The sequence below is a fragment of the Ammonifex thiophilus genome, from assembly GCF_003368535.1.
In the GTDB taxonomy this organism is placed as follows: Bacteria; Bacillota; Desulfotomaculia; order Desulfotomaculales; family Ammonificaceae; genus Ammonifex; species Ammonifex thiophilus.
The window spans coordinates 40918-67643 of record NZ_QSLN01000008.1 but is presented as its reverse complement, the minus strand read 5'-3'; the positions used below and the strand labels follow the sequence as shown (position 1 = coordinate 67643).

Below are 26726 nucleotides of genomic sequence, written 5' to 3'. Positions count from 1 at the left end.
TTCCTTTTTAAGGATATTATACCCGACCAACCCCTCCGTCAATACAAAAAATTTCAGGGGGCGGTCTCCCCGCCCCCTGAGTAGTCGGAACCTTCAAACTTCCAACGTAACCACTCTTCCTTCTCGCATTGAGCGCGGAACGTCTATCAGCCGCTGGTTAGAAGAGCCGCGGAAGGGAAGGGTGGGATCTTTAAGCTCAAGCTTAAAGGGCCCGTCAATCAAGATGTCGGTCACCTTCAGAAGCCGCTTCACCGGTTCCAGGTCCAGGGCCACAAGCTCCTCAAAAGTGTAGCCGGTGTAGGTTACCACGCTTAAACCCCGACGTTTCACCTCTTCCCCCAAGCAGGCGAAAGCGCCTGCCTGGAGGAAAGGCTCTCCACCGGAGAACGTCACGCCGCTTAACAAAGGGTTCCGAAAAACATCCTGCAGCAGGTACTCAACGGGGACCTCTTCCCCGCTTTCTAGATCCCAAGTGTGTTGGTTATGGCAACCGGGGCAGCGGTGCAAGCATCCCTGGGCGAAGATGACGTACCGTATACCAGGGCCATCCACCACACTTTCCCTCACCACCCCTGCCAACTTCAACTTCATAGGAAGTGCACCACCCGATCCCTGAGCTCCGCCAGCTTGGCGCTGTTCCAGCGGTCGGTAGTGGAGAGGTAGCCGGTTATTCGCCGTACTCTTTTGATGCGGCTGGAGCCGCACTTGGGGCAAAGTTCTTCGGGCATAATCCCCTGGTAGCCGCAGGTGACGCAGAAATCCACCGGGAAGTTTATACCTACGTAGCCCATGTCGTTCTGGGCCATGTACCGGAGCAGGGCCTCCACCGCCTCCGGATTATGTATGGGGGGGGAGGGAAGCTCCACGTAGCTTATGTGCCCGGCATCGCAATACTTGTGGTAGGGCCCCTCGATTTCTATCTTCCGGTAGGCCTCGCAGGGGTAGTATACCGGAACGTGGAAGGAGTTGGTGTAGTATTCCTTGTCGGTTATCCCCTTGATTACCCCGAACTCCTTCCGGTCGAGCTCTACGAAGCGCCCGGCCAAGCCCTCCGCCGGCGTAGCCAGCAAGGTGAAGTTAAGTCCGTACTCTTTTCCTGCTTCTTCTACCATTTCCTTAAGCCGGGACACTATCTCCAATCCCAGCTCCTGCGCAGAGGAGGACTCACCGTGGTGCTGCCCGGTCAAGGCCACCAGAGTCTCCGCCAAGCCGATGAAGCCCACCGCCAAAGTCCCGTTTTTGATGGCCTCCTCTACCGGATCATCCGGTCCCAATTTATCCGAACCCAGATAAAGTCCCTGACCCATGACAAAAGGCAGATCTTTTACCCGGAGCCGACTTTGCACCTTAAAGCGATGCAAGAGCTGTTGAATCACCAGCCAAGTTGTGGCCTGAAGCAAGCGCCAGAAGGAGTTTAAGTTGCCCCCGGCCTGCAAAGCTAGACGGGGGAGGTTGATGGTCGTGAAAGAAAGGTTACCTCTACCCTCGGTGACCGCCGGGCCGCAACGGTTGGCCATGACTCGGGAGCGGCAGCCCATGTAAGCTACCTGGTCTCCCCAAGGGGCATTGAGGCTCGAGTCCATGAAGCTAAAGGTGGGGTTGAGGCGTCTGCTCGCCACCCGCACGGCGAGCTTGAAGAGATCGTAGTTAGGATCGCCCGGATCGAAGTTTATCCCCTTTTTTACCCGGAAGATGATGTTGGGAAAGATAGGGTTTTCCCCCCGACCTAAGCCCGCCTCGTAGGCCAAGAGCAGATTCCGCGTTACCTTACGCCCGGCCTCGCTCGTATCCGTCCCCAGGTTTATGTTAGAAAAGGGCACTTGTGCGCCCGCCCGGCTGTGCATACTGTTGAGGTTATAGACCAGGGCTTCCATGGCTTGGTAAGTATCGTCTTCCGAGGCGTTTTCGAAGAAGGGGGCCATGTCCCGGTCGAAGAAGGGGAAGGACTGGCCTCCAAACATGTCGTTCTGGGAACTCTGGAGGATGATGCAGGCCAGAGCAGCGGCAGAGCTCGGCCTTTTAGGCGGCCTTATGTACCCGTGCCCGGTATCGAACCCCCCTTGTAGCAACCTTCCCAGAGGAATTTGCAGGCAGTTCATAGTCTTGGCGTAAAATCCCAAGTCATGGATGTGAATACGGCCCTGCAGGTGCGCTTGCGCAAATTCCTCGGGGATAAGGCGGGTAAGATAATACTTTTTGCTGGCCGCCTCGGCAATTTGCAACATCTTGCCCGAGGGGGAGTTAGAGACGTTGGCGTTTTCTTTGTGGGTTTCTTTGAGGATGTCAGCCACCGCATCCATGAGCTCCGACTTGGCCTCCCGGATGCGGGTGCGCCAGGCGCGATAGAGGATGTAGGCCTTGGCCGTCTTAGCATGGCCGTGCTCGATGAGCACCTTTTCCACTGCGTCCTGCACATCCTCCACCCCAAAGATGGTGCCGTTATAACGAGCCTTGAGGTATTTCATGACCTCCAGGGTAAGCCGCATGGCCGTTTCCCGGTCCTCCCCGCCCACGGCCCGCGCTGCCTTGAAAATCGCTTCGGTTATGCGGTTGGGATCGAAAGGAACTTCCCGCCCGTCACGCTTCCTTATCACTTCGAACATCTGGCTCCCCCTCCTTCTCGCGCGCCAAGCGCTCAATCTCTTCCTTGAAGTCGTAACTGTCCCGGAACTCCCGGTAGACCGAGGCGAAGCGCACGTAGGCCACTTCGTCCAGCCGCTTCAATTTCTCCATGACCAGCTCTCCTATGACGTAGCTGGGTATTTCCGGCTCCAGCCGGTTTCTGAGCTCTCGCTCCACCTCGTCCACCAGATTTTCCAGGTCCTCGCGGCGGACCGGCCGCTTGTGACAAGCCCGCAAGCAGCCGCTCAGAATCTTGGCTCGATCAAAGAGCTCTCGGCGGCCGTCTTTCTTAATCACCACCAGCGGCAATTCCTCTACCCGCTCAAAAGTGGTGAAGCGCCGGCCGCAGCGGGGACACTCTCTCCGCCGGCGAATGGCCGTTCCCTCGTTGGCCGATCGCGTGTCCACTACCCGGGTATCGGCAAAATGGCAGAAAGGGCAACGCATAAAGCCGGCTTTACCCCTACATCTAGTAGACAGAAAGGAGGATATCACAAGATGTTGGGGAGGACAACCTCGGGGACGGGGCAAAAAAAGGAAAAGGAAGGGTTAAGCTCGGGCAGAGGGAGGTATAGCTCCCGCGGAAAAAAAATTTAGGGGTCACCCCGCAACCTGGGTTAATCTGGTACTAGCGGCGGTAAGGAGGGCGGGTCCAAGCCTCACTGGGTGCCTCTACCAGAATAACGTCCGTGCCTATTTTGACCACACGCTCCCAGGGAATAACAATCTCATCCTCCCGGCCCCAAAACCCCAGAAGCCTTGCTGGACCCGGGAGGATGAGGGCGCTTATGCGCCCGTTCTCCACATCTATATCGATGTCCTTGATAAGCCCCAACCTTCTCCCGTCCGATATGTTAATGACTTCGCGCAACCTCAGATCAGAAACCTTCAGAGCCAGAAGCCTCACCCTCCCCCCTTCCACCTTCCTTAAGCTAAAAGGTATGCCAAGCCTCCCGCTCCTAGAAGCAAAAAGGCCCATTGACTGGGCCTTTTTCGAGCTTGCACGAGACCTTTATCGGTAAGGTTCAGCCTGCACCAACTGGCGCAGGGGAGGGAAGAGGTGGTGGCGGGCCAGCTCGTAAAGGCGGCTGCGCAGGGCCACTTCCCCCTCGCCTCCCCCTTCGGGTGACTTCTCCACATCCAGCAGGCAAAGGGGCGGGAAGAGGACGCACCACCAGTTTTGCCCCTGACCCGCTCCTAAGACCACCCTCACTGCCTCGTATTCACCGGCGGGGAGGGTGAGGCGTCCGTAGGATCGCTCCGGAAAATCGAAGTAGCCGTGATAGACCTTTACCTCATAGTTTTTTCCAGCGGCTTGAACCTCTCGCTGGGCTACTTCCCTTATTCTTTCCAAGTTGGCCTCCACTTTCTGCCGGGCCGTCTCGATTTCCTCTACTCCCCGGAATTCAGGGGCCATGGCGGTTATTATCGCATCCCGTACCCGGTATTTCAGGGCCTGATCGGAAGGAGCATCGCTGTTGGCCACGATGTGAATTCGGATGAGGTTGTGCGGATCGTAAGCCTTCACCGCTGTAGCCTTACACCATCCCCAGGTTATGAGCCCCGTTCCCAGAAGAAGTAAGGCCCAGAATGTCATCAGTTTCCTTCGCAAGGATCTCCTACCCCCTCAAACATACTTGCGCATATGGTTAAGTGCCGCCTTTTCCAGGCGCGATACCTGCGCTTGGGAAATGCCTATCTCCTCAGCTACCTCCATCTGGGTTTTGCCCTCAAAAAAGCGCATTTTGATGATTTGGCGCTCCCGTTCAGACAGGCGCTTCATCGCTTCTTTTATGGCTATACTTTCCAACCAGTTGACATCCTGGTTCTTATCGTCCCCTACCTGGTCCATCACGTATATAGGGTCTCCTCCATCATGATAGACGGGCTCGAACAGGGACACGGGATCCTGAATGGCCTCTAGCGCCATCACCACCTCTTCCTGCGGCAGCTTGAGTGCCTCGGCGATCTCAGCCACCGAAGGCTCGCGGGCGTACTGGTTGGCTAAGACATCGCGCACCTGCAGAGCTTTATAAGCTATATCCCGTAAGGAACGGGACACCCTTATGGCATTATTATCGCGCAGATAGCGCCTTATTTCACCTATAATCATAGGAACAGCATAAGTAGAAAACTTTACATTCTGACTAAGATCAAAGTTGTCAATAGCTTTAATCAAACCTATACATCCAACCTGAAAGAGGTCGTCCAGGTGTTCACCGCGATTGGCAAACCTTTGCACAACACTTAATACAAGACGCAAATTACCTTTTATCAGCTCTGAGCGGGCATTTTCGTCCCCGCGCTTCATAGCTTCAAAGAGCTGGCGCATCTGTTGAGCAGTCAGCACCGGAAGCTTGGAAGTATTGACTCCACATATTTCCACTTTATTAAGCATGAGCCCCTAACCGCTCCCTACCCCAGTCAACAACAGCTATTTCATCTGTCATTATTACCACCCAGAAAAAGGCTTATACATACGACTTATACACTAACTAAATAAAAAAGGCGGGCCAAGCCCGCCGGTTGCAAAAAAATGTTTTCTTAAGCTAGCCGGCAGATCTCCCGCCGCAAGCGCTTAAGAATGCGCTTTTCCAACCGGGAAATATAGGACTGGGAAATCCCCAGAAGGTCGGCCACCTCTTTCTGGGTCTTTTCCTCACCGTCGGCTCCCAAGCCGAAGCGCAGCTCCATTATGACCCGCTCACGCCCGCTCAGGCTGGCCAGGGCAAGCTTAAGAATCTTGCGATCCACTTCCTCCTCCAAGTGGCGCGAGGTCACATCCCCCTCCGTCCCCAAAACGTCAGAAAGTAAAAGTTCGTTGCCGTCCCAGTCGGTATTAAGCGGCTCGTCGAAGGACACCTCCTGCCGCAGAGTCCGGGATTGCCGCCTTAAAAACATCAAAATTTCGTTCTCTATGCAACGCGAGGCATAGGTGGCCAGCTTGACCTTACGCTGGGGGTTGAAAGTGTTGACCGCCTTAATGAGGCCGATGCTCCCGATAGAGACCAGATCCTCCAAGTTGATACCCGTACTCTCATACTTCCGGGCTATATAAACCACCAGGCGCAAATTGCGCTCCACTAAGGTGTTCCGCACCGACTGGTCCCCCGCCTCCAGCCGCCTGAGCAAGCGGGCCTCCTCCTCGGCGTTAAGCGGGGGCGGGAGGGCTTCCGGTCCCCCCACATAAAATCCCGCCGGCTTAAGCCGCAGAAGCCAGAGGCAAAACCAGAGCTTAAAACGCAGCTTTAAAGCTTCAAGTAGTTGGCCCTGCAACACTCTTCCCCCCTTAGAGTAGAGGCTCGATAATTTTGGGAGGCAAAAGAGCCTGATAGGCGCCCTCAGGGCTCAAACGCTCGCTGTAGATACCTATTACCACCTTCCTGGTCTTCACCTCCTTTCCCCCGTAAAACACCTCCACCGCATCGGGCCTTAAGCCCACCAGCAACCCCCCACTCACTCCCAGAGAGCGAAAGGGAATGAGCCTTACCCTGGTAAGCCAGCGCGAGTTGCGCCAAGACAAAGAGTAGAGGCTGGCGGGGTCGAACCTCCCGCTCTCTTTAAACCAGGTCTGCATCTCCTTCGGTAAGCACCTCGCCAGAGCCTCGTAGTCCACCACCATCACGGGATGGCCAGAAACGGGATCAAACAGTTGGTTACCCGTGTCCACCAGGGCGGTGAGCTCCAGACGGCAGTCCCCTAACCAGATGACGCAGGGAACGCGGAAGAAACTTTCACTCACCCGCCGGCGCAAGTTTGCCCCCTTGCGTCCCAAAATTACCGCCAGGATCAGAGTGGCCAGCAGGCCGGGAAGGAGAAAACGGTAGGAAAGCTTCTCTTCTCCGGGCCTGCCACCAAAAAGGAAGCTCACCCCGAAAACCACCCCTCCTAGAGCAAAAGAAACACCGAAAAACAGAGCGTATACCGCCAGAAAGCGACGCCAAGGCATTTTGCCAAAGGCCAAAAAGACTATAAGGAAAGAGAGCAGAAACTTCCCGATCAGGTTATAAAGATATGCTCCGCCGGGAAGAAAAAGGACCAGCAGATAGAGCGAGCCTAGGAGCGCCGCCAAGAAGAGACGCAAGAAGGAGAGGGATAGACCCGCCAGCTTGCCGGTTAGGTAAAGGATGAGGTAGTTCATCAGGAGGTTAGTAGCCAGCAACTCGTCCACATAAACCACGTAGCCGGCCAATCTTCTCCCCCCACCCTAGCCTGCTATACCCTTATGCGCTGCCCGACTGCCCCATGCCCCAAATAAAAAACCTCGGCCTTAATTTTAGCAAGCCGAGGTAGCGGAGACTGTCATGTCTTGGAAATAGAGGAAGTCAATATCCTACCGACTTCCCGACCGCCGCAGGAGAAAGACAGGTATGTCTAGATCTTCGTGGTGGTTGAGCGTGCGCAACTCCACCTCCTTTTTTTCCTTAGAGGAAGGTCGCTCGTCGAAGCCCGTAGCGATGACCGTAACACGCACCTCGTCGTTTAAGCTTTCGTCGATCACGGCGCCGAAAATGATGTTGGCCTCGGGGTCTACCACCTGGGAGATGATCTGGGCCGCCTCGTTCACCTCTAGGAGGCGCATGGAAGGGTCGCCGGTGAGATTAAGCAACACCCCCTTAGCTCCTTCGATAGAAGTTTCCAACAAGGGGCTGGAGATGGCCAGCTTGGCCGCTTCCACCGCCCGATTTTCTCCCCGCGCCACCCCGATCCCCATCAGGGCCGATCCCGCGTCTTTCATAATGGTCCGAACGTCCGCAAAGTCGAGGTTTATAAGGCCAGGAACGGCTATAAGGTCGGAAATTCCCTGAACCCCTTGCCGCAGCACATCATCAGCAATACGGAAGGCTTCTATTATAGATGTGTTCTTGTCGATCACCTGCAGGAGACGGTCGTTGGGTATGGTTATGAGGGTATCCACCCGCTCCTTGAGGTTTTTGATCCCCATTTCGGCCTGCATCTGCCGCTTGCGCCCCTCGAAGGTGAAGGGACGCGTGACCACCCCCACGGTGAGCGCTCCCAGCTCCTTGGCCAGCGCCGCCACAATGGGAGCAGCACCGGTACCGGTACCTCCTCCCATGCCCGCCGTGACGAAGACCATATCTGCTCCCCGCAGGGCAGCGACAATGTCGTCCTTGCTCTCTTCCGCCGCCTTTTCTCCTATCTCCGGATTACCCCCCGCTCCCAGTCCTTTGGTAAGTTTAACCCCTATCTGGATCTTATTAGGGCTCTGGGACATGGCCAAAGCCTGGGCGTCGGTGTTGATAACGATGAACTCCACTCCGCGCACTCCTGCTGTGATCATGCGGTTGACAGCGTTGCCCCCCGCTCCCCCCACACCCACAACTTTTATGTTAGCCAGTTCGTTGAGTTCCATCTCGATATCAATCATGGGCCGCCCTCCCCCTTCCTTCTTTCCATCTTGTTGCCATAAAAAGTTTTCTTCAAACCGACAATTTTCCTGCTAGTATTACTTTTTTCGTCCCAAAAAGTGACGCCGAATTATAGCTAGATTTTGGAAAAGGCGCACTCCGAAAGCTACAATGGCCGCCGTGTAAAGCTCCACCCCCAGGCGGTCTCCTAGAAAAACCAGGCCGGCCGCCAGGCAGGCGTTGACGAAGAAACCGCTCAGGAAAATGGCGTTATCGAAACGTCCCTCTAGCGAAGCCCGCATCCCTCCGAACACCGAATCCAGAGCGGCCAGTACCGCTACCCCCAGATACTTACCGTAAGCTTGAGGAATGACCAAAGGTAAATTGAGTCCTAAGGCTATTCCCACCACCAGACCTAAAATTACTAAAACAATTCCCCACCACATCTAGCTTTTCCCTCCTGTCTCCACGGCGCGGGCGTAATCAAAACGCAAGGGCTTGCTTAAAGCCGGAACTTTTACCTGTTGTCGCGCTTCCACCTGAATGCGCACGCCCCAATCACGTAAGGTCTCCACTATTCCTCCCTTTACCTCCAGAGCGGCCTTTAAAGCCGCCGAGTCGCCGATGGCCAGAATCTCGTAGGGAGGAGTGATGCGCTGAAGGTTAACGTTGATGAAGGAGCCGGCCGTCCTAATTTCCGAAGTGGAGACCAATCGCTGGCCGTTGATGGAGATAGCTTCCGCTCCCGCAGCTCGGAGCTCGTTTACAATTTTCAAGAGGTCTTCGTCGCGTACCGCGAAGATGGTACCCCCTGCGGTGCCGGGAGGGTTGTCCACTACTACCCGCACTCCCGGCCCCTCCAGGGGAACAGCTCCCGCCAACGCCGCCGCCTCCTTGACCTCCGCTTCTAAGGCCAACTGGGCCTCGCTATAGCCCTGCTTGGCCTTGGCCAGCTTGGCCCGCAAGTCCCTCGCCTGGGCCTCCAGATCTGCCCGCTCTTTAGCCAGGGCCTTAAGCTCCAAGGTGAGCTCATGGGCTCGATCGTAAGGAACGGTTCGTTCCACGCGATTGGCCGTGCGGTAGGTGAAGGCCAGGAGAAAGCCGAGCGCTAGCGCGATTAAACCCAGCGACACCAGTTCCTTTTTCTTCAACGGCAGCTAGTCCCCCTTTACTCCCTTACCGGGTGCGCGTACTCGAACCGGCGGCTACCTTTGTAAGCCGGTATGGTAACCTCCGGCAGCTTCTTTATGCTCACCTGGATTCCCCAGAACTGCCGCAGGGTGTCCACCACGCCTCCCCGCATATTCAGAGCGTTTATCATGGTGTCCGGATTGCCTATGGCGGTAATGACAAAGGGAGCGGCCAGCCGCTTCGTTTTGTTCACCAGTATGGTCGGTCCCGCACACCTCACTTCGCTGGTAGCTACCAGCCTCTCGCCGTTTATAGCCAAAACCTCCGCTCCTGCCGCCTTAAGTTCGTTCAAGACCCGCAGTATGTCCTCGTCGTGCAACACGTAGAGGTTGGGGTTCTGCCCGGGCTTGGGTATAAGTGTGCTATCGTTGAGCGTTACCTCCACCCCCGGACCTGTTACCGCTACTAGTCCCGCCTCGATCCGGTAAGAATTAAGTTCAGTCTTGAGTTCCTTCAGCCCCTCCTGGTTGGTCACTGCATCCAGTTCCTGTTGTAACCGGTTCACTTCGCTTTGCAGCTGATCCCTCTCCTTGCGCGCCGCTTGCACTTCCGCCATCAAAGTGTTAATGCGCTGGATGGGAACCGTACGGGCTATTTCCTGCGCCAAGCGCATCTGCACAGCCACGATTAGCCCCAGGGTCAAGCCTACCAAGAGTAGGCTTAGGTGAAGTGTGCGCACTTTGGCGATCTCCCCCCTTGAAGCGTACTACGGGACGATTCACTACCTGAAGATCCGCATACTCTACTTCCCCCGCCTTGAGCATAGGTAAAAGGCGGGCCAGGATATCTACTTTTTCCCTCACCTCGGTCGGAGCGCCCAAGTATATCTTAACCCCCTCGATAGTATAGGCTTCAATCGTGCGGTCTGGAACATTTACGTGAATTTCACCTATCTTCCCCAGAAGGCCGGCTTGCTTTAAAGCAGCTAATAGCTCCCTCGACAGAAAAAACCCAGAACTACTTATCTGCTTTCCCGGCGGCGGCGCCTCCCCCACCCCAGTCAGCACAGGAAAAGGAAGGTTAACGGAGTAGCGACCCAAACAGTGCCCGGTTAGGTCCACCCCGTAAAAACCATCCTTACCGGGTACCAGAGCCACCGGCTCTCTTTCCTTAACCTCTATAAGCACTGTGTGGGGAAGTAGCCTTTTCACCCGTGCCTCGGCAATTTGGGGGAGGGCAGCTACTCTTCGAGCCACTTCCCCCAGGTTCACCTTAAAAATGTTTTCTCCCTGGCGAAGTTGCGCTGCCTCAAGTATCTCCTTCGCCGTCACGTTCTTATTTCCTGCCACCCTTACCTCTTTGATGGAAAAGAGAGAGGAGCTAAGTAACAAGTAAATACCCGCCAAAAGCAAGAGGAGGAGACTTATTCGCTCCCACCAGCCGTACCTTCTCTTCCTGGCTCGCGAGGAAACCGAGAGCATAAGGCCTGTCCCCCGCAGGCATAAAAATATAAGCGGGATCAACCCACGCGTTCGATGTAAGCACCTAGGCGCCGATATTTTTCTTCCAGCTTTTCATAGCCCCGATCTATATGTTCGATCCGTTCCACAACGGTGGTGTTCTCGGCCACTAGCCCGGCTAGTACCAAAGCCGCCCCTGCCCGGAGGTCGGGGGCTTCCACCCGCGCCCCTACCAGCTGAGGAACTCCCTTTATGATCAAAGTTCGACCCTCAATACGGATGTCGGCCCCCATTCGCTGAAGTTCAGGGACGTGCCGGAAGCGGTTCTCGAAAATGTTTTCCGTCACCACGCTTATGCCCTCCGCCACAGAAAGCAAAGCGCACATGGGAGCCTGGAGATCGGTGGGGAAGCCAGGGTAAGGCATGGTGCGCAGGTCTACCGCCTTAAGGGGCTTCCGCCGCCAGACCCAGATCCTGTCTTCTCCCGCTTCTACCTCTGCTCCCGCCTCCCTCAATTTGGCGATGAGCGGCTCCAGGTGCTCCGGTATCACGTTCTCTACCTCCACCTCCCCCCCGGTGAGGGCAGCAGCGATGAGGTGGGTTCCCGCCTCGATGCGATCAGGGATGACCTGGTGTCCTTTGGGCGCCTGCAGCGGTTTGCTAACCCCCTCCACTCTTATGGTAGAGGTACCGGCACCCCTTATCCGCGCCCCCGCTCGGTTGAGGAAGTTCTGAAGGTCCACGATTTCCGGTTCTTTGGCCGCGTTCCCTATGATGGTGGTTCCCTCAGCCAGCACAGCCGCCATCATCAGGTTCTCGGTCGCCCCCACGCTGGGAAGATCGAGGTGGATCTCGGCCCCCCGTAGACGATCCGCCTCGGCTACGATGAAGCCTGCCCGTTCGGTGATCTTCGCCCCCATGGCCTTAAGCCCCTTGAGATGCAGGTCGATAGGCCTGGCTCCGATGTTGCAGCCGCCAGGAGCGGCAATCTTGACCCTGCCAAAGCGGGCCAGCAAAGGCCCCATGACCAGACAAGAGGCCCGCATGCGGCGGGTGAGCTCTTCCGGGATCTCCTCCAGCTGAAGAGAGCTGGTATCCACCTTTAAGGTTTCCCCTTCCCGGCGGCAAAGCACTTTCAGATGGCGTAAAACGACGCCCATCACCGCCACGTCACCCAGCTGGGGCACCCCGTGAATTACGCTTTCGCCATCGCAGAGAAGGCAAGCGCAAAGTATGGGCAAAATGGCGTTCTTGGCTCCACTCACCTTTATCTTTCCTTTTAGAACGTTGGGTCCCTTGATAATCAGGCGCATATCTCCCCGTCCCACCCAAAAGATCCTAAGAACTTTACCTCCGGTTCCAGCTTTATCCCGAACTTAGCTTCCACCAGGCTCTGCACCTGGCGGATCAGGCACAAGACGTCTGTCGCCCGCGCCCTTCCCAGGTTGACGATGAAGTTGGCGTGCTTGGGAGAAACCATGGCCTCCCCTACCCGCAGGCCTTTGCCCCCCGCGAGCTCTATGAGCTTCCCGGCTGCCGGGGCGCCAGGCGGGTTTTTAAATACGCTCCCTGCGCTGGGATATTCCAGAGGCTGGGTGAGTTGGCGCTTTCGCCAAACGGCCGCCATGCGTCGAGCCACCGCCGTGGGATCATCGGGGCAAAGCTCAAGCTCCACCTCCAGGACCACGACAGGTAAGTGCTGCAGGACGCTCTGCCGGTAGCCAAAACCCAGTTCCTCTCCTCGCAAAATCTCCACCCGTCCTTCTCGATCCATCACCTTGACCCATCGCACCACTTCGGCCATGCTCTGCCCGGCCGCCCCGGCGTTCATGACTACCGCTCCCCCCAGGCTAGCCGGAATACCACAGGTGAACTCCAGGCCGGCAAGCCCGGCTACCTGCGCCAAGGCCGCCAGGCGAGCGAGCTTCGCCCCCGCCCCCGCTCTCAACCGCCTCCCTTCCACCTTTACCTCGCCCATAGCCTGGCCCATCTTCACCACTATTCCTGGCACTCCGGCATCGCCGACCAGGATATTAGAGCCGTTGCCTATTAAGTTGAGAGGGATTCCTTCCTCTCTTGCCAAGCGCAGAATAAGAGCTAAATCTTCTTGGTCTGCTGGCTCTACCAGCATCTCCGCTGGCCCGCCTATGCGCCAGGTAGTATGGCGCTCCATGGGCTCCCGGAGGTAGACGTGACCCTTAAGCTTCACCTTAGAAACCCAGGAAGCAACCGGCGTCACTACTTCGCCCCCTTCAAGATTTCAAGCAGTTCCTTACCTACCCGGTAGATATCCCCTGCGCCCATGGTCAACACTAGGTCTCCTGGAGAAACGATTTCTTTAAGGAACGCCGCTTTTCCTGTGGAAGGCAGACGGTAAAGTGGGAGGTCGGGGCGATGAGCCTGGCAAGCCTTGGCAATGAGCTCCGCTGTCACCCCCGGAAGGGGCGGCTCACCGGCGGGATAAATCTCATCCAGCACCAAAACGTCACTACCTGCAAAAGACCGGCCGAACTCGAGATAAAGCAAAGCGGTGCGGGTGTAACGGTGCGGCTGAAACACCACTACCAGGCGCCCCTGGTGTATCTGCCGGGCGGCCTCGATGGTGGCCTGGACTTCCGTGGGGTGGTGGGCGTAGTCGTCCACCACCATCACTCCCCCCGCTTCTCCCAGGAACTCGAAGCGCCGCCGCACGCTTCTGAACTCCGCCAGCGCCTGCGAGGCCACCGCGAAGGGAATTCCTAAGTAAGCCCCTACGGCCACCGCCGCCGCGGCGTTCAAAAGATTGTGCTTCCCGGGCAGGTTAAGTTTGAGCTGCCCTAAGAGTCTTCCCCGGTAGTAAAGCAGGGCGGAAGAGGAGCTGCCGGAAAGCTCCACCTTTTTCAGGACGTAGTCGGCTCTTTCTTCCGTCCCGTAAGTGACCACCGGGATGCTCAAGACGTCGATCAGCTGGCGCGCCAGAGGGCTATCAAGGCAAACCACGGCCGTCCCCGGCGGCTCTATGCGCGCTAGGAAAGCGCGAAAGGCCCCCAGCAGCGCTTCCAGATCCCCGTAGTAGTCCAGATGGTCGTTTTCTACATTGGTGACCACCGCCACCATCGGCGTGAGGAGGAGAAAAGAAGCGTCGCTCTCGTCGGCCTCGGTAACGAAGTAAGGCCCCTTGCCCAAGCGGCAGTTACCCTCGATGGGCGGCCAGTACCCTCCCACCAGAACAGTAGGGTCAAGTCCCCCGGCCAGCAGCACGCTGGCCACCATAGCGGTAGTGGTGGTCTTTCCGTGCGCTCCCGCTACCGCTATTCCCCGATACTCCTTCATGACCCAGGCCAGCAGCTCCCCGCGCCGGACGATGGGGATCTCCCGCTCCCTGGCCGCAAGCAGCTCCGGATTGTCGGGCTTAATGGCGGAGGAAACCACCACCAATTCCGTTTCCGGAGCCAGATTGGTCGGCGCATGCCGGTCGTATACCCTGATGCCGGAAAGTCTTAAAGCTTGCAGGAAATAAGAGTCACCCGTATCCGAACCAGTCACCTCGTACCCCTGCTGCTTCAGGAGCAAAGCCAGACCGCTCATCCCCACGCCGCCTATACCTACGAAGTGAAGATGACGAGGAATTTCCCTCAAGCCCAAACTCCCCTTCTCCTCCGCTCCCGCCTTGCCCTGGGTATAATATGCGAGGCGGGAAACGACTGCTACTGAACTTGTCCTTTCCTGCGCCAAAAGATATCATCCCCTCGCCAATCTTATCACGAGATCCACCAACAGGTTAAGGGCCTCGGGCTTGCCCAGGCGGCGAGACTCTTCCGCCATACGAGAAAGTTCCGCTGGAGAAGCCAAAAGACGCTTAACTTCGGAGAGAAGCCTTTCCCCGGTAAGCTCGGCGTCTTCTATGACCACGGCCGCCCCCTTATCCGCCAGGGCCCGGGCGTTGTAGTCCTGGTGCCTGCCCGTAGCGTAAGGGTAAGGAATGAGAATGGCTGGACGGCCAAGGCAGGTAAGCTCCGCCAGCGTGGCCGCCCCGGCCCGGCAGATGACCAGGTCTGCTGCTGCCAGATAGTCGGCGATGTAATAAAAATAGGGGAAAATCTTGATGTTAGGTCGAGATCCGAGATCTATTCCCTCTGCTTCTAGTTCCTTGAGAAAAGACTCGTAGTGCCCTTGGCCAGTGGCGTGGAAGAGATAAATTCCTTCCTTATCCCTAAAGTAGCGGATGAGCTCCTTCACCGCCTCGTTTATCCGGCTGGCTCCCCGGCTCCCCCCAAAAGAGAGGAGCAGCTTATCTCCCTCTTTCAAGCCCATCTGCTTACGCGCTTCTTCCCGGCACACATTAAGTATTTCTTCCCGCACCGGTAGTCCCGTGACCACTACCCGGGCCCGGCGTGGCAAATAGCGCGCCGCTTCGGGAAAGGTGAGGGCCGTCACCTGGGCCAGGCGGGAAAGAAGGCGGTTGGTAAGGCCGGGGAAGGCGTTTTGCTCGTGAATGAGAACCGGTATTCCTCTAAGCCAAGCCGCCAGAACCACCGGTCCGGCCACATACCCCCCCGTGCCGATTACCACCCGCGGAGAAAGATGCCCCAGCAAGCGGTAAGCCGCCCCTAACCCCCGGAAAGCCCTAAAAAGAGCTTTGAGATTCCTCAAGGTTAGATGGCGCTTGAGGCCGGCCGCTTCAATGGCGTAGAAGGGAAAGCCGGCCTTGGGTACGAGGTCGGCCTCCAGCCCCTCTGCCGTTCCCAAATAAAAGATCTCCGCCTGAGGAAGTCTTCTTTTTAGCCCCTGAGCTATGGCCAGGGCGGGATAGATGTGTCCCCCTGTGCCCCCGCCCGTTACTACAAAACGCCACTTACGCATCCTTTCACCTTACGCTGTAGCGGGATATATTAAGCAAGATTCCTATAGAGGCCAAAGTGAAGACCAAGGAGGTCCCACCGTAACTTATCAGGGGAAGGGGGATGCCGGTTATAGGCAGACTGCCGGTCACCACTCCTATGTTTATGAAAGCCTGCAGCCCTATGCCCGCCGTGATCCCAGCAGCCAAGTAGCAGCCGAAGGCATCGGGAGCGTAAAGAGCCGTCCGCAACCCCCTCCATATGAGAATCACGAAGAGGGTTATGACCAGTAAGGCCCCTATAAATCCCAGCTCCTCGCCTATAACGGCAAAGATGAAGTCGGTGTGCTGCTCCGGCAGGTAAAGCAGTTTCTGCTTCCCTTGTCCCAGGCCCAGGCCAAAAAGCCCTCCCGACCCTATGGCGTAAAGGGACTGGATAATGTGAAAACCCGCCCCCAAAGGATCCTTCCAGGGATCGAGGAAGGCAAACAGGCGCTTTAAGCGGTAAGGCTCAAGCTTTATCGCTAACCCCACGCAGGCCAGGCCTGCTAGACCAAGAAGCCCTAGGGTGGAAAGAGGAACTCCAGCACAAAAAAGTAGCACAAAAACGGTACCGGCCAAAGCCAGCGCCGTACCCAGGTCGGGCTCGAGCAGGATGAGCAAAGCGGCCAACCCAGTAACTCCCAGGTAGGGAAGGAGGGCTTTGAACTTTCTAACTTCCGCTCCCCGGCGGCTCAAGCCATCGGCCACGAAAAGCAATAGCCCGAATTTCACTATTTCCGCCGGTTGAAAGCTAAAGCTGCCTATAGAAATCCAGCGCTGGGCGCCGTGAGAGGTATCGCCCACCCCGGGGATGAGTACTAAGATCAGGAAGATAAAGGACAGGCCCAGCAGAGGGAAAGTCAGACGGCGAAATTGCCAATAATCGTAGCGGAGGAAGAAGAAGAGGGCAGCTAAACCTAAGCAGGCATGAAGAAGCTGCCGCTTGAAAAAGTAGAGACCGTCACCGTAGTAGACCAAAGCCGCGTACTCACTGGAGCTTAAGACCATCACCAAGCCCAGGGAAAGAAGGGATAAAACGGTGAAAAAGAGCAGGAAGTCCGGCGCCCTCTTCTTCCGCATGTCGTTTCCTACCCCCGCTCGATCCCGGTTTCCTCCTGGACTAACTCCTTAACCGCCTGTCTAAAACACTCTCCCCGCTCCTCATAATTCCGGAACATATCCCAACTGGCGCAGGCGGGGGAGAGAAGAACCACATCTCCTGGCTGGGCTTTCTCCCGAGCTCGGCGTACAGCCTCGGGTAAATCCCGGGCTAGGATAATGTCGCTCATCCCTGCTGCCTTGGCCTGAGCCGCCAGAAGAGGAGCGCTTTCTCCGATCAACACCAGCGCTTTCACCTTCTCCTTCATTTTGGAAACCAAGAGGCGAAAGTCACTCCCTTTGTTGCGCCCTCCGGCTATTAAAACAATGGGGCAATCGTAAGCCTCCAAGGCTTTTATGGTAGCCTCAGGGTTGGTCCCTTTAGAGTCGTTCACGTACTTAACTCCGTTTATCTCGGCCACCAACTCCAGACGGTGGGCTACCCCCTTAAACTCCCTTAGGACCCGGCCGATCACCTCTAAGGGCACATTCCGGGCCACTGCCGCAGCGGTGGCCGCCAGCGCGTTTTCCAGGTTATGGGCCCCGGGAAGGGCCAAGAAGGCCACCTCCGCCACCTTTCCTTCCACCCCTTCCCACTTCACCAAGATTGCGCCCTCGGCTACCCAAACACCTGTTGCCAATTTATGTCGGCGGCTGAAGAATAATACCTGCCCTCTGGTTTCCGCTGCCATACTCCTGACTTCCGGATCGTCGTAGTTGAGCACTGTAACTTCTTTATCGGTCTGACGAGCAAATATCCGCGCCTTGGCCCGCCGGTAGGAGCTAAAGTCGCCGTGGCGGTCTAGGTGGTCAGGAGTAAGATTTAAGATCACCGCTACCGCTGGCCTAAAGGTGGAGGTGGTCTCGAGCTGAAAACTCGAAACTTCCACCACCAAGACATCCTCTGGCCCTGCTTCCTCCACCACCTCGCTCAAGGGTAGGCCGATATTGCCCGCCACCCAGGTGCGCAGGCCAGCAGCCTGGAATATGGCTCCGGTGAGGGCGGTGGTGGTAGTCTTGCCGTTAGTGCCAGTCACCGCCACTACTGGAGCTCGGGCAAAGCGAAAGGCAAGTTCCAGTTCCCCCACTATCTCGATGCCGGCCTCCTCAGCCTCCCTAACTGGTGGCACGGTCAGAGGCACCCCGGGACTTAAGACCAAAAGGTCGAAGTCTTTAGCCGAAGGATATCCCCCCTGAACCAGGTGAACCTTTCCAGGAAAAGGTGGCAAGTCTATCTTCTGGCTGTCCGCCAAGACAACCTCGGCACCATGGCGCAGGAGCAGACGGGTAGCCGCTATGCCGCTTTTCCCCGCCCCTATTACCAGTACCTTCTTTCCTTTGAGTTCCACTTCCTTAAAACCTACCTCCTAACCTAGGCGGTAAAGCCCTGAAAGTCCTAAGATTCCGGCCACTATTCCCCAGAAGGCAAAGATCAGGACCACCTTATTTTCCGACCACCCTTTAAGTTCGTAGTGATGGTGCAACGGACTCATGCGCCAAATCCGCCTACCGGTCAGGCGAAAAGAAACCACCTGCAAGATCACCGACAGGGTTTCGGCCACAAAGACCGCTCCGATCACGGGCAGGAAGAGTTCGGTGCGCGTCAGCACCGCCGCTGCACCTAGGGCTCCTCCCAGCGCCAAAGAGCCGGTGTCTCCCATGAAGACTTTCGCCGGGTGGCGATTGAAAACCAAAAACCCCAGGCAGCCGCCTACCACCGCCGCCAAAGCAACGGCCACGCCTACTTTGTCCACCACCAGGGCAATAAAAACGTAAAAGCCGGCTGCTATAGCCGTTAAGGTGGCGGCCAAGCCGTCCAGCCCATCGGTGAGGTTCAAGGCATTGGCTGAACTTACCAGCACCAGGATGGTGAAAAAGAAGAAAAAGAGAAAGCCTAAATCGAAGCGAACTCCTCCTACTTCCCAGAAGCCCGAGAAGGGAAGCACGTAATCGGTACCCCGTCCGGCGAAAGCGCAGGCCCACCAGGCCAAGCCCGCCGCCACCAAAACCTGCGCTAGAAGCTTTTCCCGAGCGCGTAGGCCCAGAGAGCGACCCTTTATGATTTTCAGAAAGTCATCTAAAAAGCCTATGAGACCGTAGGCAAGGGCCACCAGGAGGACCACTATTCCATCGGGTTGGTGCCGAGCCAGGGAGAGAACCGCCACGGTCATTCCGCCGAGAAACGTGATCCCGCCCATGGTAGGCGTGCCTGCTTTTACCAGGTGCCGGGCCGGGCCGTCGGTACGGATCCTCTGCCCCACTCTAAGCTGTCTGAGTAACGGGACGAGCCAGAAGCCCAGGATAACCGTCAAGCAGGCTGAAAGCCAGAAAGCCCGGCTCACCTCGGCCGTCAATGCCTCTCCCCCCATCGGCGTAGGGCCTCGACCACCCGCTCCAAGCCCACGGCCCGGGAAGCCTTAACCAGAAGCACTTCATCCCCTTTAAGCTCGCTCACGAGTTGCCTTATGGCCTCTTCCACCGTAGCCACCGCCAGAACCTTACCTGGGGGCATCCCAGCTGCCAGGGCACCCGCCACCAAGTCGGGAGCCCTTTCCCCCACCGCCACCAGCAGATCGGCCACCGCCGCCGCTCTCTCCCCCACTTCCCGGTGAGCCGCCGCCGCCCTCTCACCCAGCTCCAGCATATCCCCCAGCACCGCTACCTTGCGCCTGCCCTTTCCCAGCTCAGCCAGTACCTCCAAAGCACCCACCATAGAGGCGGGGTTAGCGTTATAAGCATCGTTTATCACGGTAAAGCCCCTCCAGTGTTCTATTTCCAGCCGCATTCCGCTTGTTTGCACCCGACGCAGGCCTTCCTGCACTTCTTCGGGGGAAAGACCGAGTTGCCGGGCTACCGCTACCACGGCCGTGCAGTTCAAAGCGTTGTGGTAGCCCGGAAGAGGAAGCTGATACTCTTCCTCACCCGCAGCGGTGCACACCCGGAAAATCCCCCCTTTCTCCCCCAGGGAAGCATAGGAGAGCAGGCGGACCTGGGCTTTGTCGCTTTCTCCGAAGTAAATTACCTTCCCCCGGCAGCGCCGGGCTTCCTCCTCGATGAAGGGGCTTTCCGCCGGCAGCACGGCGAAGCCTTCCGGGGGAATGTAGTCCAGGATTTCTCCCTTGGCCCGGGCGATGGCCCGCACGCTTCCCAGTCTTTCCAGGTGCGCCTCGCCGATGTTGGTTATCACCGCCGCGTTAGGTTCGGCCAAAGACGAGAGGGCAGCTATCTCCCCCTCTCCACGCATGGCCATCTCCACCACCGCGAACTCGTGCCCCGGTTCAAGTTCCAGGAGGGTAAGCGGAACCCCTATCTCGTTGTTGCGGTTGCCCCGGGTGGCCAACACCCGGTACCTAACCGCCAGCACGGCGGCCAGGAGGTCCTTAGTAGTAGTTTTGCCGGTGCTTCCCGTAACCCCTATCAAGAAAGGCATGACGGCCCGCCGCACATGGTGTGCAAGCCTTTGCAGGGCCGCCAGCACATCGGGCACTTCCAAGATGAGGAAATCGGAAGGTAAAGGTTGTTCGGGCAACCGGCTGACCACCGCCCCTAAAGCCCCCTTGGCTCCGGCCTCGACGACAAAATGGTGCCCGTCGAAACGCTCCCCTTTCAGAGCGAAGAAAAGAGCTCCTTCCGGTATCTCCCCCCGGGTATCTGTGAAGACAGCCCGAACTATCCGCTCGGGAGAACCGCTTACTAGGCGAGCCCCTATGATCTCGGCCAGGCGTCCGGCCTTTAGAGGTATCATCGGGTCTTCATCTCCCGCAAGAGACGGCGGGCCACTTCCCGATCGTCGAAGGGGATGCGCTCATCCCCTATTATCTGGCAGTTTTCGTGCCCCTTGCCCGCCAGTATTACTATATCTCCCGGCCGGGCACGGGCAAAGGCCTCTCTTATGGCCGCCTCCCGATCGGCGATGAGCAGGTAACGGGAGGGAGGGGCCACCTGGGCCAAGCCCTGGGCGATGGCCTGCATGATGGCAACCGGATCTTCGCTTCGGGGGTTGTCGGAAGTGACCACCACGAAGTCGGCGTGCTCCCCGGCTATTCTTCCCATTACCGGCCGTTTAGAGGGATCCCGGTCCCCACCGCACCCGAAAACCACGATGACTCGCCCTCGGCTTATATCTCTGGCGGTGCGCAGGATGTTCAGTAGACCGTCGGGGGTATGAGCGTAATCGACCAGCACTGTAAAATCCTGCCCCTCATCGATCCGCTCGCACCTCCCGGGAACGGCCTGCACCCGGGACAAAGCGCGGGCGGCCAAATCCAAAGACATCCCTTCGCCCACCGCCACAGCCAAAGCCGCCAGGGCGTTGTAGACGTTAAAGAGTCCCGGCAGGGAAAGCCTAACTTCTACCCTTTCTCCCCCCGCGTTAGCCAGAAGACGGGTGCCTTCGGGACGGAGCTCATAGTCTAAGGCGTGCACCTCCCCCTTTCTTAAACCGTAGGTCAGCACTTCTGCTCCCTGGCATAAAGATAAGAGTCGTTGCCCATAGGGATCGTCTCGGTTAATGACCGCCAGCTTCTTCCCCGGCTTCCCCGTCAAGAGCTCCGTAAAAAGCCGGGCCTTGGCCTGGAAGTAGTCTTCCAAGTCGCGGTGAAAGTCCAGATGGTCCTGAGTGAGATTGGTAAAAACGGCCACATCGAACGCCACCCCGGTCACCCGCTCCAAGGCTAGACCGTGGGAGGAAACCTCCATAACCGCCACCTCTATCCCTTCCTCCACCATACGAGCAAGCCAGGACTGCAGATCCAGCGACTCGGGCGTGGTGCGCTCCCCTGGGAAGATCTTCTCTCCCAGCTTCACGTAAAGGGTACCTATGAGCCCCACCTTTTTTCCCTGTTCCTGGTAAAGGGAGCGCAGGAGATGGGTGGTGGTGGTCTTCCCGTTGGTTCCCGTCACCCCCACCACGTGTAGCTTACGGCTGGGGTAGCCGTAAAACTGAGCCGCTGCCCAGGCCAGAGCCCGCCGGGTGTTGGGCACCACCTCCAGCACCACCCCCGGCGGGACCTCCACTTCCCTTTCCGCTACTACCCCTATAGCCCCCCGCGCTACAGCCTCAGGGATAAAATCGTGCCCGTCCCTGACCAGTCCCTTGATGGCGAAAAAGATGTATCCTTTCTCTACCCGCCGCGAGTCGTAGGCTAATCCTGTAGGGTTTAACTTCATTATCCTTTCCAGCGCCAACTCACCACCTGCCGCTAAAACAATTATTTCCACATCAAGGGGGTGTCTTGAGCTCCGGAGGAGCAAATTTGACCTTCACAGCCAGACCGCGCTTGACCCGCTCTCCCGGAGCTGGGGACTGGCTCACCGCTATCCCTGTACCTTCAGGGTTCAAGACCAACCCTAATTTCTCTAGGAGCACCGCCGCCTCCCGCACCCCCAGCCCGCCGAGGTCCGGTACGGTAACCTCCGCCCCTCCCCCTTCAGGAGTCGCCTTTAGATTCAATACTACCTGAGTGCCCGCGTTCACCGTGGCTCCTCCCTGCGGAACCTGGGAGCAAACCACGTCTCCTTCTCCCTCCAGGACAAAGCTAAGTCCCGCGGCCTTGAGGGCCCGCACCGCTTCGTGAACCGGCAGGTTCACTACCGAAGGCACCTTGACCGGTTTGGACTCCGGTACCTGCTCGTACCAGGGCTTGGTCGGCCGGGCCAGCCCCTCCTGCGGGGGAACTCCAAGGTAACGCAGGGCATCCTGCATTACTGCCTTGAAGACCGGCGCAGCCACCTCGCCGCCGTAGTAGGCTCCCTGGGGCTCGGAAATGACCACCAGCGTCACCAAGCGCGGATCCTCCACTGGAGCAAAACCCACAAAGGAGGCTACGTACTTGCCAGGAACGTAACCTCCTTTGGGGCTCACCACCTGAGCCGTTCCCGTCTTGCCGGCAGCCCGGTAGCCGTCGAGATAAGCTTTTACTCCTGTCCCCTTAAGAACTACATTCTCTAGTAACTTGCAAAGCTCTCGGGCCACCTGAGTCGGGATCACCTGGCGCACCGGCTGAGAAGAAAATTCCTTTATTACCTTGCCCTCCGGGGAAACAATAGCTTTCACTACATGGGGATGTACCAGGTATCCCCCGTTGGCCACCGCTGCAGCGGCAGTGATGAGCTGGATGGGGGTGACACCGATCGACTGACCGATGGAGATGGTGGCTAAGTTAAGGTTGGTAACCTTATCCTCCGGGATCAAGAGACCGGAAGCCTCGCCCGGAAGATCTATGCCGGTCGGCTTGCCGAAGCCGAAGGCCCGGATGTAGTGATAAAGCTTTTCCTTCCCTAACTTAAGCCCCACCTGGATAAAGCCCACATTGCAAGAGTTCTGCACCACTTCGGCGAAGGTTTCACTACCGTGTCCCCCGTCCTTCCAGCAACGGATGACGCGGTCAGCTACCTTAATGTATCCGGGGCAGTAAAAGTGGTCCTCCGGTCGCACCACTCCTTCGGCCAGGGCTGCTGCTGCCGTGACGATCTTGAAGGTAGAGCCGGGTTCATAAATCTGCCAGATGGCCAGGTTGCGGTTCCAGACCTCGGCTGGGGCCTTCTGCCAGTTCCCCGGGTCGAATGTGGGGCGGTTACCCAGGGCCAGGATCTCCCCCGTTTTCGGGTCCATAACGATTATAACTGCGCTGGCGGGATGATACTGCGCTACAACTTTATCCAACTCCCGCTCTACAAAGTGCTGGATGGTCTCGTCGATAGTGAGAACCAGTTTATCTCCCGGCCGGGGAGGATAAAAGCGGTGAAGGGCCGAGGGTATATCTCTCCCCACCGCATCTTGCTCGATGACGATTCGCCCTGGTACCCCCCGGAGCACCTGATCGTACTCCTTCTCCACCCCCAAAAGGCCCTGGTTATCCACACCGACGAAACCCAAAACGTGGGCGGCCAAGGAGCCGCAGATGTACTGTCGGCGGCTTTCCTCGTAAAGTTCTATTCCCTCCAAGCGCAACTTTCTTATTTTCTGCGCTGTGTGGTAATCCACCTTGCGCTTAAGCCACACGAAAGCCTGCCGACGGGAGAGAAGCTCTTTGAGCTTTTCTTCTGGCATCTCCAGAAGGGGAGCAAGCTCAGCTGCCACCTTCCCTGGATCCTTTATCTGTGGGGGGAAAGCAGCCACCGACTCAGCGCTGACGCTGGTTACCAGCAGCCGACCGTTGCGATCCGTTATATCCCCCCTTTTGGCCTCCACCGGAATGTCCCGCATGCGGTTTTCCTGCGCCTGCTTCTGCAACTCCGCTCCCTTCACTATTTGTAACCAAAAAAGCCTCCCCACCAGGCAGGTGAAGAACAGAAGAGAAGAGAGGAAGAGCAAAGCCAGACGCCGCCTGATTACGATGTTAGCCATCTACGCTCCCCTCTGTCCCAGGTGCGCCGCCAAAAATTGCAGCAACTCTTCCAGCCACCCCCTCCGCCCTTTATTCTCCTCTTGTTTAGCAGCTTCTACCTGATTTGCCGGTGGTAATACAATCTCTCCTGCTGCGGAGGAAGGATAGACCATGCCTAGCTGTTTCTTAGCGATGGCCTCCAGGCGGTCGGGGGCAACCAAGCTTTCCAGGTTGGTTTCCAGCAACTGGTTTTCGGCCCGCAAACGATCGATCGACTTCTCCAGCGCCTGCAGTCGAAAGCCCACCAGAGCTATCTGGGCCTGACAGTAAACCAGAGTGGTACACAAGAGGAAGCCCAGAAGAAGCAGAGAGCAGGCTTTCAGCCGCGAAACCTGAGCAAGCCTCTTGGCAGGCTTCCTTCTAGGCTTAGTACTCCTCTCCGGACCCCTTTGGGGCAGAGAGGGAGTCTGCCTTTCTTGCGCCGCTATCAACTTATTCGCCTCCCTCCGGGTTTAGAATTTTCTCCGCCGCACGCAACTTGCAGCTCGACGCCCGGGGATTCCGCTCCATCTCTTCTGGCGAAGGGGTCAACGGCTTTTTAGTAAGGGGGCGAAGGTAGGGGGATCGGCGGAAGAATTCCTTCACCAAGCGATCTTCCAATGAGTGGTAACTCAGCACTACCAGCCTCCCCCCGGGCTTTAAGTGGTCGGCCGCCTGGGGTAAAGAAGCCTTCAAAGCCTCCAGTTCCTGGTTTACCGCTATGCGCAAAGCCTGGAAGGTGCGGCGAGCGGGATGAGGACCCCGGCGCCGAGCGGGGGCCGGGATGGCCTCCTTGATTATCTCCACCAACTGGCCAGTGGTGAGGATGGGTCGGCGGGCCCGGGCCCGCACGATGAAGCGGGCTATTCTTTTGGCCCATCTTTCCTCGCCGAACTCCCGTATGATGCGGGCCAGCTCTTCCTCTTCCAGCCGATTCACCAGGTCGGCCGCCGTGATGGGAGAAGAAGGATCAAAACGCATGTCTAAAGGAGCGTCCTCGCGGTAGGTGAAGCCCCTCTCCGGTCGGTCCAACTGATAGGAGGAAACTCCTAGATCGTAAAGGACTCCGTCCACTTCCTTCACTCCTAACCCCGCTAGCACCTCCGCTAGGTCGGCAAAGCTGGCGTGGACCAGGTGCACGCGGGGGTCGCTTCCCAGCCGCTCCCGGGCAAAAGAGAGCGCTTCTGGATCCCGGTCAAGCCCGATGAGCCGGCCCTCATTTCCTATGAGGGCCAAGATAGCCGCCGCATGTCCTCCACCCCCCACAGTGCAGTCCACGTAGAGCCCCCCTGGCTTAACCGCCAGGTAGGCCAGCACTTCCTTCACCATTACCGGCTCGTGAAAAAACCCTTCCGGCAGAGCCTTTGGCCCCCTTTACCCTTCCTGGCCGGTGGAAAAAGCCACCAGCTTGGCCGCCAGTTCCTCGTACACCGCCTGAGTATCAGCCTGATAACGTTCCCATAGTTCCTGAGCCCAAAACTCCACCCGGTTGGCCACTCCTAGTATGACCACTTCGCGCTGGAGTTGGGCGTACTCGCGGAGATAGGGGGGAATCAAAACCCGTCCCTGCCGGTCGACCTCCAGCTCCGCCGCCCCGGCAAAGAAAAGGCGGGCAAAAGCCCGGACCTCCGGTTGGGTGAAAGGTAGCTTTAATAGCTTTTCTTCTAGCTTGGCAAATTCTGAAACCGAAAAACCGAAAAGGCAACCTTCCAGTCCCTTGGTAATCACGAAGCACTCTCCTAGACCTTCGCGCAAACGGGCCGGGATAAAAAGCCGCCCCTTGTTGTCCAGGGTGTGGACGTAGGTCCCGATAAACACCGGCAGTTTCTCCCCACTTATCCCCACCTTCACCCACCTGAATTCGCCGGGCAGAAAAAAATTCCTTCCGACCCGGTCCCAGCAAATTTTGCCGGGGTGTAAATTCCGACCGAAGTCCTTACAACCGGGCGTACTAAAGTCCCGGGTGGAAAGACATACTACCTAAAAAAGTGCACCCAAAGGGAGGAGAAGCAATGTATCGTTGGCAGGAAATCCAGGACCACCTGAACCGCCTGCGTCAGGAGATCAACAACATAAGCCAGATGGTGATGCAGCTGAGCCAGGCCGAAAGTCAGGCACAAAACCAACTTGCCCGGCTGAGCCAGACCGAAGGTATGAATAGCCAGCAACTGCAACGCATTCACCAGATATGCTTGAGCCTGCACAACGAAATTAACGCTCTGGCCAGCGCCACTCAGGCAATGATGCCCGGGGCCGCGATGCCTGGACAGTGGGGAGGCATGGGGACTCAGACCTGGACCCCAGGAATGAGTTACGGGGGCAGCATGGCTTACCGCACCGAGGAGACCAGCATCCGTAGCGATGTGGGAAACCTGGAGCAAAAGCGCGATCTTTAAGGAAATGAAGAGGGGAGGTCCGACAAAGACCTCCCCTCTTCTTTCTTTTAGAACCGTTCCCTTCTATCTACTTTTGTGTTATTGTATAGGCAAAAAGGGGAGGTAAAGGAAATGATTAAGCTTTTGCGGGAGGGAACTACTTACACCCAGAAAGACGTCATTGAAATGCTGTCCGAGTTTTCCGCTTTCAAAGACCGGGTAGCCAAAAAATTCCGGGAGGTGGCCAAGGAGCTGGAGGGAAAGAGTAACGAGCACGAGTTGTGGGTAAACCTTTTCCTCATCGCCAGCGATTACGCTGACGACTGGCTTGCCCGCCGCCAGCGCCAGGAAGTGGCCCTGCAAAAGATCTCCTAGGAGGGATTGCGGCCCCCCGGTCAAGCGTGGTAAAATACGCACGTCATACGAGGCGAAACCACCGGAGT

The 26726-nt window shown here is 57.4% G+C and carries 28 protein-coding genes; 2 read left to right on the top strand and 26 right to left on the bottom strand.

Annotated elements, in window-relative coordinates:
* Nucleotides 1-93: 93 nt before the first annotated feature.
* The 26 genes from nrdG to mraZ all read right to left on the bottom strand — a co-directional run bounded on the left by nrdG (nt 94) and on the right by mraZ (nt 25726).
* On the bottom strand, nt 94-591 hold the full coding sequence (nrdG, locus tag DXX99_RS06860; protein ID WP_115792759.1) for an anaerobic ribonucleoside-triphosphate reductase activating protein: 498 nt from the start codon (nt 589-591) through the stop codon (nt 94-96).
* Nucleotides 588-2603, bottom strand: coding sequence for an anaerobic ribonucleoside-triphosphate reductase (gene nrdD, locus DXX99_RS06855; protein ID WP_115792758.1), 2016 nt, complete (start codon nt 2601-2603; stop codon nt 588-590). Before nrdD ends, nrdG begins: the two co-directional genes overlap by 4 nt.
* A complete protein-coding gene (gene nrdR, locus DXX99_RS06850) occupies nt 2578-3069 on the bottom strand; it encodes a transcriptional regulator NrdR (protein ID WP_115792757.1) in 492 nt (163 codons plus the stop codon). Before nrdR ends, nrdD begins: the two co-directional genes overlap by 26 nt.
* 181 nt (nt 3070-3250) lie before the next feature.
* Nucleotides 3251-3529 (bottom strand): YlmC/YmxH family sporulation protein, encoded by a 279-nt coding sequence (locus tag DXX99_RS06845; RefSeq protein WP_240610857.1) that lies wholly within the window; start codon nt 3527-3529, stop codon nt 3251-3253.
* Nucleotides 3530-3634: 105 nt separating this feature from the next.
* Nucleotides 3635-4234 (bottom strand): stage II sporulation protein R, encoded by a 600-nt coding sequence (gene spoIIR, locus DXX99_RS06840; RefSeq protein ID WP_115792756.1) that lies wholly within the window; start codon nt 4232-4234, stop codon nt 3635-3637.
* Nucleotides 4235-4249: 15 nt separating this feature from the next.
* Nucleotides 4250-5020: an RNA polymerase sporulation sigma factor SigG gene (sigG, locus tag DXX99_RS06835; RefSeq protein ID WP_115792755.1), complete on the bottom strand. Its 771-nt coding sequence runs from the start codon at nt 5018-5020 to the stop codon at nt 4250-4252.
* 146 nt (nt 5021-5166) lie between these two features.
* Nucleotides 5167-5898, bottom strand: a complete 732-nt coding sequence (gene sigE, locus DXX99_RS06830) for an RNA polymerase sporulation sigma factor SigE (protein ID WP_115792754.1) — start codon at nt 5896-5898, stop codon at nt 5167-5169.
* A 13-nt stretch (nt 5899-5911) separates the two neighbouring features.
* Entirely contained in the window at nt 5912-6814 is a 903-nt protein-coding gene (spoIIGA, locus tag DXX99_RS06825; RefSeq protein ID WP_115792753.1) for a sigma-E processing peptidase SpoIIGA, read from the bottom strand.
* A gap of 141 nt (nt 6815-6955) precedes the next feature.
* The gene (ftsZ, locus tag DXX99_RS06820) at nt 6956-8011 is read right to left on the bottom strand and encodes a cell division protein FtsZ (RefSeq protein WP_115792752.1); all 1056 of its coding nucleotides are present in this window, start codon (nt 8009-8011) and stop codon (nt 6956-6958) included.
* Nucleotides 8012-8089: 78 nt separating this feature from the next.
* Nucleotides 8090-8437, bottom strand: coding sequence for a small basic family protein (locus tag DXX99_RS06815; RefSeq protein WP_115792751.1), 348 nt, complete (start codon nt 8435-8437; stop codon nt 8090-8092).
* Complete coding sequence (locus DXX99_RS06810; RefSeq protein ID WP_115792750.1) at nt 8438-9142, bottom strand: DUF881 domain-containing protein; 705 nt, start codon at nt 9140-9142, stop codon at nt 8438-8440.
* Between the two features lie 17 nt (nt 9143-9159).
* Nucleotides 9160-9861 (bottom strand): DUF881 domain-containing protein, encoded by a 702-nt coding sequence (locus tag DXX99_RS06805; RefSeq protein ID WP_165847753.1) that lies wholly within the window; start codon nt 9859-9861, stop codon nt 9160-9162.
* On the bottom strand, nt 9746-10603 hold the full coding sequence (locus tag DXX99_RS12135) for a cell division protein FtsQ/DivIB (RefSeq protein ID WP_115792748.1): 858 nt from the start codon (nt 10601-10603) through the stop codon (nt 9746-9748). The genes DXX99_RS06805 and DXX99_RS12135 overlap by 116 nt, the downstream gene beginning before the upstream one ends.
* A 38-nt stretch (nt 10604-10641) precedes the next feature.
* Nucleotides 10642-11895 (bottom strand): UDP-N-acetylglucosamine 1-carboxyvinyltransferase, encoded by a 1254-nt coding sequence (gene murA / locus DXX99_RS06795; RefSeq protein WP_115792747.1) that lies wholly within the window; start codon nt 11893-11895, stop codon nt 10642-10644.
* Nucleotides 11886-12821 (bottom strand): UDP-N-acetylmuramate dehydrogenase, encoded by a 936-nt coding sequence (murB, locus tag DXX99_RS06790; RefSeq protein WP_115792746.1) that lies wholly within the window; start codon nt 12819-12821, stop codon nt 11886-11888. The genes murA and murB overlap by 10 nt, the downstream gene beginning before the upstream one ends.
* Nucleotides 12821-14296: a UDP-N-acetylmuramate--L-alanine ligase gene (gene murC, locus DXX99_RS06785; RefSeq protein ID WP_240610856.1), complete on the bottom strand. Its 1476-nt coding sequence runs from the start codon at nt 14294-14296 to the stop codon at nt 12821-12823. Before murC ends, murB begins: the two co-directional genes overlap by 1 nt.
* 6 nt (nt 14297-14302) lie before the next feature.
* On the bottom strand, nt 14303-15424 hold the full coding sequence (gene murG / locus DXX99_RS06780; protein WP_115792744.1) for an undecaprenyldiphospho-muramoylpentapeptide beta-N-acetylglucosaminyltransferase: 1122 nt from the start codon (nt 15422-15424) through the stop codon (nt 14303-14305).
* A 4-nt stretch (nt 15425-15428) separates the two neighbouring features.
* Nucleotides 15429-16523 carry a putative lipid II flippase FtsW gene (gene ftsW, locus DXX99_RS06775; protein WP_115792743.1) on the bottom strand — a complete coding sequence of 365 codons (1095 nt, stop codon included), beginning with the start codon at nt 16521-16523 and terminating at the stop codon, nt 15429-15431.
* Nucleotides 16524-16531: 8 nt separating this feature from the next.
* Nucleotides 16532-17890, bottom strand: a complete 1359-nt coding sequence (gene murD, locus DXX99_RS06770) for a UDP-N-acetylmuramoyl-L-alanine--D-glutamate ligase (protein WP_115792742.1) — start codon at nt 17888-17890, stop codon at nt 16532-16534.
* An 18-nt stretch (nt 17891-17908) separates the two neighbouring features.
* Nucleotides 17909-18895, bottom strand: coding sequence for a phospho-N-acetylmuramoyl-pentapeptide-transferase (mraY, locus tag DXX99_RS06765; protein WP_240610855.1), 987 nt, complete (start codon nt 18893-18895; stop codon nt 17909-17911).
* Entirely contained in the window at nt 18892-20286 is a 1395-nt protein-coding gene (locus DXX99_RS06760; protein ID WP_115792740.1) for a UDP-N-acetylmuramoyl-tripeptide--D-alanyl-D-alanine ligase, read from the bottom strand. The genes mraY and DXX99_RS06760 overlap by 4 nt, the downstream gene beginning before the upstream one ends.
* The gene (locus DXX99_RS06755) at nt 20283-21728 is read right to left on the bottom strand and encodes a UDP-N-acetylmuramoyl-L-alanyl-D-glutamate--2,6-diaminopimelate ligase (RefSeq protein WP_240610854.1); all 1446 of its coding nucleotides are present in this window, start codon (nt 21726-21728) and stop codon (nt 20283-20285) included. Before DXX99_RS06755 ends, DXX99_RS06760 begins: the two co-directional genes overlap by 4 nt.
* Nucleotides 21729-21762: 34 nt before the next feature.
* Nucleotides 21763-23889 carry a stage V sporulation protein D gene (locus tag DXX99_RS06750; protein WP_115792738.1) on the bottom strand — a complete coding sequence of 709 codons (2127 nt, stop codon included), beginning with the start codon at nt 23887-23889 and terminating at the stop codon, nt 21763-21765.
* Nucleotides 23890-24360: a septum formation initiator family protein gene (locus DXX99_RS06745; RefSeq protein ID WP_115792737.1), complete on the bottom strand. Its 471-nt coding sequence runs from the start codon at nt 24358-24360 to the stop codon at nt 23890-23892.
* A 1-nt stretch (nt 24361) separates the two neighbouring features.
* Nucleotides 24362-25267 (bottom strand): 16S rRNA (cytosine(1402)-N(4))-methyltransferase RsmH, encoded by a 906-nt coding sequence (gene rsmH, locus DXX99_RS06740; protein ID WP_115792736.1) that lies wholly within the window; start codon nt 25265-25267, stop codon nt 24362-24364.
* A gap of 15 nt (nt 25268-25282) precedes the next feature.
* A complete protein-coding gene (mraZ, locus tag DXX99_RS06735; RefSeq protein ID WP_165847757.1) occupies nt 25283-25726 on the bottom strand; it encodes a division/cell wall cluster transcriptional repressor MraZ in 444 nt (147 codons plus the stop codon).
* A 194-nt stretch (nt 25727-25920) separates the two neighbouring features.
* Here mraZ and DXX99_RS06730 point away from each other — a divergent pair, with 194 nt between their 5' ends.
* Both DXX99_RS06730 and DXX99_RS06725 read left to right on the top strand, forming a co-directional pair.
* Nucleotides 25921-26304: a hypothetical protein gene (locus DXX99_RS06730; protein WP_115792735.1), complete on the top strand. Its 384-nt coding sequence runs from the start codon at nt 25921-25923 to the stop codon at nt 26302-26304.
* 111 nt (nt 26305-26415) lie between these two features.
* Entirely contained in the window at nt 26416-26658 is a 243-nt protein-coding gene (locus tag DXX99_RS06725; RefSeq protein WP_115792734.1) for a hypothetical protein, read from the top strand.
* Nucleotides 26659-26726 lie beyond the last annotated feature (68 nt).

What these genes read in the sequence shown, in the direction of transcription:
- nrdG (WP_115792759.1), bottom strand. Translation starts at nt 591, where the DNA reads ATGAAGTTGAAGTTGGCAGGGGTGGTGAGGGAAAGTGTGGTGGATGGC.
- nrdD (WP_115792758.1), bottom strand. Translation starts at nt 2,603, where the DNA reads ATGTTCGAAGTGATAAGGAAGCGTGACGGGCGGGAAGTTCCTTTCGAT.
- nrdR (WP_115792757.1), bottom strand. Translation starts at nt 3,069, where the DNA reads ATGCGTTGCCCTTTCTGCCATTTTGCCGATACCCGGGTAGTGGACACG.
- sigG (WP_115792755.1), bottom strand. Translation starts at nt 5,020, where the DNA reads ATGCTTAATAAAGTGGAAATATGTGGAGTCAATACTTCCAAGCTTCCG.
- ftsZ (WP_115792752.1), bottom strand. Translation starts at nt 8,011, where the DNA reads ATGATTGATATCGAGATGGAACTCAACGAACTGGCTAACATAAAAGTT.
- DXX99_RS06815 (WP_115792751.1), bottom strand. Translation starts at nt 8,437, where the DNA reads ATGTGGTGGGGAATTGTTTTAGTAATTTTAGGTCTGGTGGTGGGAATA.
- DXX99_RS12135 (WP_115792748.1), bottom strand. Translation starts at nt 10,603, where the DNA reads ATGCTCTCGGTTTCCTCGCGAGCCAGGAAGAGAAGGTACGGCTGGTGG.
- murA (WP_115792747.1), bottom strand. Translation starts at nt 11,895, where the DNA reads ATGCGCCTGATTATCAAGGGACCCAACGTTCTAAAAGGAAAGATAAAG.
- murG (WP_115792744.1), bottom strand. Translation starts at nt 15,424, where the DNA reads ATGCGTAAGTGGCGTTTTGTAGTAACGGGCGGGGGCACAGGGGGACAC.
- ftsW (WP_115792743.1), bottom strand. Translation starts at nt 16,523, where the DNA reads ATGCGGAAGAAGAGGGCGCCGGACTTCCTGCTCTTTTTCACCGTTTTA.
- DXX99_RS06760 (WP_115792740.1), bottom strand. Translation starts at nt 20,286, where the DNA reads ATGATACCTCTAAAGGCCGGACGCCTGGCCGAGATCATAGGGGCTCGC.
- DXX99_RS06750 (WP_115792738.1), bottom strand. Translation starts at nt 23,889, where the DNA reads ATGGCTAACATCGTAATCAGGCGGCGTCTGGCTTTGCTCTTCCTCTCT.
- DXX99_RS06730 (WP_115792735.1), top strand. Translation starts at nt 25,921, where the DNA reads ATGTATCGTTGGCAGGAAATCCAGGACCACCTGAACCGCCTGCGTCAG.
- DXX99_RS06725 (WP_115792734.1), top strand. Translation starts at nt 26,416, where the DNA reads ATGATTAAGCTTTTGCGGGAGGGAACTACTTACACCCAGAAAGACGTC.